Source organism: Sulfuricurvum sp. (genome assembly GCF_023229695.1).
Taxonomy (GTDB): Bacteria; Campylobacterota; Campylobacteria; order Campylobacterales; family Sulfurimonadaceae; genus Sulfuricurvum.
In genome coordinates this window covers 1-3,136 of the sequence record NZ_JALNYS010000042.1, presented here as the reverse complement: position 1 = coordinate 3,136, position 3,136 = coordinate 1, and the positions used below count along the sequence as shown (strand labels likewise).

Sequence of the window (3,136 nt, the reverse complement as noted above, 5' to 3'; positions counted from 1 at the left end):
GTGGATAATTGTCAATGCGTCGAGTCCATAACGCTGGAGCTTCACCCCAAAGTAGGGTTGGAACTGAATCAAAAAATCACCGCGATTGATTCTGAGGCGAAACGTATTTTTAGTGAACATGCCGCTTTTCATTATGACAAACTCATCATTGCAACCGGTTCCATCCCTAAAACACTTTTTGATATTTCATCCATAGAGAATGCTTCGACCTTTCGAAATCACCATGACAGTGTGAAGATAAGCGCCGGCATCAAGGGTAAAAATGTCGTGATTGTCGGAGCAGGGCCCATTGCCTTGGAGCTTCTCGATACATTGATGCACAGCGTCGATCCAAAAACTATTACGTTACTAGTACGGGGGGATTATCTGTATTCACCCGTGTTGAGCCGTGAGGGGATGGAGCTCATCGGCCGTATCTTCGAGTCCGATCCTCGTATTCGCATTTCGTTTAACGATCAGATAATCGATCATACGATTGAAGATAATCGCCTTCTTGCTGTCACCGCCAAGCACGAGGTTATAGAAGAGCCGTTTCTCATCTTCGGCGTGGGAATCGATCCTAATATTTCATTTGCCCGTGATACCATCGAGTGTGATCGGGGAATATTGGTTAATGATGCAATGCAGACGTCCTCACCTGATATCTACTGTGTCGGAGAAGCGGCACAGTTGCGTGAGGGGGGATTTGTCGCAGGACGGGTCAAAGAGTGTACGCTCCAAGCCGATGTCGCTATTTCCAATTTGTTGGGAGAAGAAGCTCATTTTTGTGAAGAAGTCTCTATTGACGGGTTGAAAGTGGGGTCATTTTTGTTTGCCGATGTGAGTTCACCCGATTTTGATCCCAAAGACCCTGCTAACGAGACGATTTTAATTTCGCATGAAAATCGGATTGATCAGTATATCGTTAATGGTGATCGGCTGAAGCGGTTTATCGGAATCAATACGAATATTGATCTACTGGCGCTTCAAAAGCTCATTGAAAATGATTCGCCGATCGATGCGGCGTATCTCTATTCGAACCGTCTTATTTCCGAAAAAGGACGGTTGGTGTGCAGCTGTGAAGGGGTGCATGAGCAAGAGTTAATCGATATCATTAAAGAGAATGCGGTGATGTCGTTCGCCGATTTGAAAGCTTATTCCAAAGCAGGGCGTATCTGCGGACGGTGTAAGCAGGATGTGTGTGGAATTATAACAGCGACTCCCGTTGATCCCCAAGAAGCCGCACGGTTGAAGCATGAGCGGGAAGAGGCTGAACGAGAAACCCAACTTGCCAAAGTCCATTCGAGAATCGAAAAATACAATCTCCTTCATCCCAAAAATAAGCTCAGTCCAGAAAATTTCGAAGAGGCGCTTAATACATTCGAAATGAATCGAGAATTTAATAATTGGGTCTCGATGATTACGGCATCGATGCACTTACATCCAAGTTTTGAGGAAAGTGTGAAAGAGGGGGTTTCACAGCTCAATAAGATCCCGATTATTTGGCTCGAGCTGGCGGATTGTTCAGGAAATTCGGAAGGGTTTATCAAATCAGCCCATCCCAGTGTCGATGATCTGATTCTCAAATACATCTCACTGGATTATCATGAACTCTTAATGGCAGGATCAGGAGAACAATCGGAAGCGGTACTGGATAATATTATTAAATATGACTCTGGAAAATATATCCTGATTGTCGAGGGGGCGGTGCCTTTGGGTCTGGATGGGAAGTTTTTGCGAATCGGTGCTAAAGGGGAGACTGGATTGGAACTGCTTCGTCGTGTTTCCAAAAATGCCGTAGCGGTGATGGCGGTGGGATCGTGTGCATTTGATGGAGGTGTAGTAGCAGCAAAACCCAATCCGACAGGTGCAGTAGGGGTAAGTGAAGCGCTGGGCAGGGCTGATATCATCAACCTCCCCGGTTGTCCCGTCAATCCGATCAATATTGTGGGGACGCTTCTGCACTACATCATGTTCGATGAATTTCCAAAATTGGATGCAAAAAACCGTCCCGTGTGGGCGTATGGATTTCGGGTGCATGACAACTGCGAGCGCAGAGGGCACTATGATGCGGATGAATTTGTTCTGGAGTGGGGGGATGAAGGGGCAAAGAAGGGGTGGTGTCTGTTTAAAATGGGGTGCAAAGGACCGTATGCCGAGTTAAACTGCTCGTTGGTCAAGTTTAATGAGGGGACAAGCTGGCCGGTTCAGGTAGGACATGGCTGTTTCGGCTGCGGAGCGGGAAAAATTGCGTTTGATGAATATGCCAATCACAGAGAGTTAAAGGAAAAGCCGCATGAGTAATCGCAAAATTGTTATTGACCCTATCACCCGTATCGAGGGACATTTGCGAATCGAAGTGGAGATCGATGAGAACAACATTATTCGTGAAGCATGGGCATCAGGACAGCTGTTTCGAGGGATAGAGACAATTTTAAAAGGGCGTGACCCCAGAGATGTCGGGCTCATCGCGCAACGTATTTGCGGGGTGTGTACGAATGTCCATTATCGTGCGTCGATCAGTGCGGTGGAAGATGCGTACGGGATCACGATCCCCAACAATGCCGAGATTATCCGTAATCTGGTCACGTTATCGCTGTTTGTTCAAGATCATCTGGTGCATTATTATCACCTTCATTCTCTCGATTTTGTTGACATTGTCAGTGCGTTGGAAGCAAATTGTGCCAAAGCTTCTGAGGAAGCGCGACAATATAGCGATCATCCTTACCGTAATTCTGTAGAGCATTTGGAGAGTGTCAAAGAAAAATTAAGCGGTTTTGTCAAAGCGGGACGGCTGGGACTTTTTGCCAACGGTTATTGGGGACATGGTGCCTATCGTCTAACTCCTGAGAAAAATCTGCTACACATGAATCACTATCTTGAAGCATTAAGCCTTCAACGCGAAATTTCCAAAGCGGTGGCAATTTTCGCAGGCAAAACACCTCATCCTCAAAACCTCGTTGTGGGAGGAGTAACCAGCGTTGCGGATATGCTTAACCCTCAGAGGTTGAACGATTTTCTCTTTATTATCAAAGAGGTTCGGGAGTTTATCGAGCGAGCGTATATCCCCGATATGATGATGATCGTGGATGCCTATCGAGAATCGATCCATGAAGGGGAGGGGCGCTCATGCGGAAATTTCATGTGTTGCGGTGGA

2 protein-coding genes are annotated in these 3,136 nt (G+C 46.5%); both read left to right on the top strand.

The annotated features are described in order from the left end of the window. The coding region (locus M0P91_RS15060; RefSeq protein WP_295069316.1) for a hydrogenase small subunit at positions 1–2,283 on the top strand (2,283 nt) is incomplete at its 5' end. After that, the coding region (locus M0P91_RS15055; RefSeq protein WP_295069313.1) for a nickel-dependent hydrogenase large subunit at positions 2,276–3,136 on the top strand (861 nt) is incomplete at its 3' end. The genes M0P91_RS15060 and M0P91_RS15055, both read left to right, overlap by 8 nt.